Source organism: Streptomyces fuscigenes, from assembly GCF_021556455.1.
Lineage (GTDB): Bacteria > Actinomycetota > Actinomycetes > Streptomycetales > Streptomycetaceae > Streptomyces > Streptomyces fuscigenes.
In genome coordinates this window covers 1-3,394 of sequence record NZ_JAKGCV010000529.1, presented here as the reverse complement: position 1 = coordinate 3,394, position 3,394 = coordinate 1, and the positions used below count along the sequence as shown (strand labels likewise).

The window sequence follows — 3,394 nt, the reverse complement described above, 5'->3', positions numbered from 1 at the left end:
CCCGCCCCCGCCCGCGCCCGGCGCCTCCGCGGCCGGTACGGCCGGTACTGCCGGCGCGGCGGCGGTCCCCTGCGCCGGCGCGGGGAGCCAGGGCGCGGGCGGTTCGCCCTTCCTCGGCGGCATGGTCTGCCCGCCGGGGCGGCACAGCATGGACCTCATCGCCGACGACGCGGCGCTCATCATCGACGAACTCGTCACCAACGCCGTCGTGCACGCGGGCACCACCGTGGAGGTCCGCTGCCGGCTCACGGAGCCGATCCCGGCGGCCTGGGCCGCGGCGCAGGGCGCGGAGGAGGAGCCCCCCGCGCTCCTCGTGGAGGTCTCCGACCACCACCCCTCGCGGGCGCCCGCCGACCCGGGCACGCCCTACGGCCGCTCCGGCCCGTACACGGCGGAGTACGGCCGGGGCCTGCAGATCGTGGCGTCGCTCGCGGAGCGATGGGGCGTCACGTACCGGACCGGGCTCAAGACGGTCTGGGCCCGCGTCGCGCTCGACGGGACCGGCACCGCCGGCCTGCTCCCCGCGCGGACCGACGAGGAGGAGCCCGGCGCGGCGCGCGGCTCCTCGGCGCGGGCGGAGACGGAGTGGCGGGGCCACGGCGCCCTGTCGTTCCTGGCCGAGACGTCCGACCTGCTGGCGGGCCAGCTCGACGAGGAGCTCGTGGCGGCCCTCGCCGGGCAGCTGCTGGTGCCGCGGCTCGCGGAGTGGTGCGGGGTCTGGCTCGACGGCCCGGGCGCCTCGGCCCGGCTCGCCGGGGTCTGGCACGCCGACGAGGGACGCCTCGGCGCGCTGCGCACGCTGCTGGAGAAGCAGGTGCCGAGACCCGCGGAGCCGCCCTATCCCGGGCCGGTCGAGATCCCGGCGCTCGGCGGCGACGCGGCGGACACGGGCCCCGACGGCGTCACCCTGTCCTGCCGGCTCGTCACCAACGGCAGGCCCGTCGGCACGCTCCTGCTCGGCAGGCCCGGCAAGGCCCCCGTACCGGACGAGATCGTCGAGCTGATCGAGGACTTCGCCCGCCGCGTGGCCCTCGCCATCGGCGCGGCACGCCGCTACACCCGGCAGGCCACCATCAGCCGGGTGCTCCAACGGGGCCTGCTGCCCAGCCAGGTCGCGCGCATCCCGGGCGTCGCCAGCGGCCTCGTCTACGAGCCGAGCGACGAGGGCCTGGCGGGCGGCGACTTCTACGACGTCTTCCACTGCCCCGGCGACCGCTGGTGCTTCATGCTCGGCGACGTCCAGGGCAGCGGCCCGGAGGCAGCCGTCGTGACGGGTCTCGCCCGCCCCTGGCTGCGGCTGCTGGGGCGCGAGGGGTTCCGGGTGGGCGAGGTGATGGACCGGCTCAACCGGCTCCTGCTCGACGACGCGACGGAGGCCGCGGAGGCCGCGTCCGCGATGGCCGCAGCCAGCGCCGCCGAGACGATGGCGGCGGGCGAGGCGATGGCCGCGGGCCTCCCGCTGACGGACCTGCCGCTGCCCGAACTGCCCGCCGTCGGCGCGTCCGAGGGCTACCACCCGAGGTTCCTGTCGCTGCTGTTCGGGGACCTCGTGCCGCTCCCGGGCGGGGGCGCCCGCTGCACGGTGGCCAGCGCCGGACACCCGCTGCCGCTCCTGCTGCGCCCCGACGGCAGCGTACGGCCCGCCGCGGAGCCGCAGCTGCTGCTGGGAATCGCCGAGGCCACCCGGTACGAGAGCCAGACCTTCGACCTGGAGCCGGGGGACACGCTGCTGTGCGTCACCGACGGGGTCACCGAGCGGCGCTCCGGCGGCCGGATGCTCGACGACGGCGACGGGCTCGCGCGCGCCCTGGCCGGCTGCGCGGGGCTCAGCGCGGACCGTGTCGCCGAGCGCGTCCGGCGGCTGGTGCACGAGTTCGACGCGGCCCCGCCCGACGACGACCTGGCACTGCTGGTCTTCCAGGCCGAGTGAGCGTCCGGCCGACGGGCGACCGGGCCGACCGTGGAACCTGCTGGCCGGTCGGCCGGGCGTCGGGCAGGTTCGTCGGCCGCGGGGTCGGACAGGCCGGGCGGAGCGGAGGAAGGGCAGGCCCGCCGCCCCTGGCAGCGGGCAGCCGGAAGGCCGGGCGGGGAACGCGCGCGCGTACGGGACAATGGAGGACATGCCCTCCGCACTGCCCGACGGCGACCCCGTGCCCGAGACCGGCGAGCTGCCCGCCTCCGCCCTCGACGGCGCGGCCGCCCGGCCCCTCGGCTTCTACCTGCACGTCCCGTACTGCGCGACCCGCTGCGGCTACTGCGACTTCAACACCTATACCGCGACCGAGCTGCGCGGCTCCGGCGGCGTGCTCGCCTCGCGCGACAACTACGCGGGCATCCTGACGGACGAGGTCCGCCTCGCCCGCAAGGTGCTCGGGGACGACCCCCGGCCGGTGCGCACGGTCTTCGTCGGCGGCGGCACGCCGACCCTGCTCGACGCCGGGGACCTCGTGCGGATGCTCGGATCGATCCGCGACGAGTTCGGCCTCGCCGACGACGCGGAGATCACCACGGAGGCCAACCCGGAGTCCGTGGACCCGGCGTACCTGGCGGCCCTGCGCGAGGGCGGCTTCAACCGGATCTCGTTCGGCATGCAGAGCGCACGGCAGAGCGTGCTGAAGGTCCTCGACCGCACCCACACGCCCGGCCGCCCCGAGGAGTGCGTCGCGGAGGCGCGCGCGGCGGGCTTCGACCACGTCAACCTCGACCTGATCTACGGGACCCCGGGGGAGAGCGACGACGACTGGCGCGCCTCGCTCGACGCGGCGATCGGCGCCGGCCCGGACCACGTGTCCGCGTACGCGCTGATCGTGGAGGAGGGCACCCGGCTCGCGCGGCGGATCCGGCGCGGCGAGGTCCCGATGACGGACGACGACGAGCACGCCGACCGGTACCTCATCGCGGACGAGGTGCTGTCGGCGGCCGGCTTCTCCTGGTACGAGGTCTCCAACTGGGCCACCACCGAGGCCGCCCGCTGCCTGCACAACGAGCTGTACTGGCGCGGCGCGGACTGGTGGGGTGCGGGCCCCGGGGCGCACAGCCACGTCGGCGGGGTGCGCTGGTGGAACGTGAAGCACCCCGGCGCCTACGCGGCCGCGATCGCCGGCGGGCGTTCGCCCGGGGCGGGCCGGGAGCTGCTGGGCACGGAGGACCGGCGCGTCGAGCGGATCATGCTCGAACTGCGGCTGCGCGAGGGCGCCCCCGCTGCGCCGCCGCCGCCCCGCCAAGGGCGCGTACGGCGAGGACTACGACGGCCCCGGCAGCGGCTCCCCCGCATCTACGACCCGCGCCGCGCGGAGGTCTACCAGCGGCTGGGCATCCCGACGGTGGCGACGGTCCGCTGGACGGCCGACCAGATGCTGCGGCGGCTGCTGCCGGCCGGCGCGGAGCCCCTGTG

2 protein-coding genes are annotated in these 3,394 nt (G+C 76.9%); both read left to right on the top strand.

The genetic code is table 11. The features are described 5' to 3' along the window. The first annotated feature begins 121 nt into the window (after positions 1-121). A complete protein-coding gene (locus L1885_RS25775; protein ID WP_235799569.1) occupies positions 122-1,930 on the top strand; it encodes a SpoIIE family protein phosphatase in 1,809 nt (602 codons plus the stop codon). 181 nt (positions 1,931-2,111) lie between these two features. Next, positions 2,112-3,394, top strand: a 1,283-nt coding sequence (hemW, locus tag L1885_RS25770; protein WP_235799568.1) for a radical SAM family heme chaperone HemW, incomplete at its 3' end; no start/stop codon positions are given.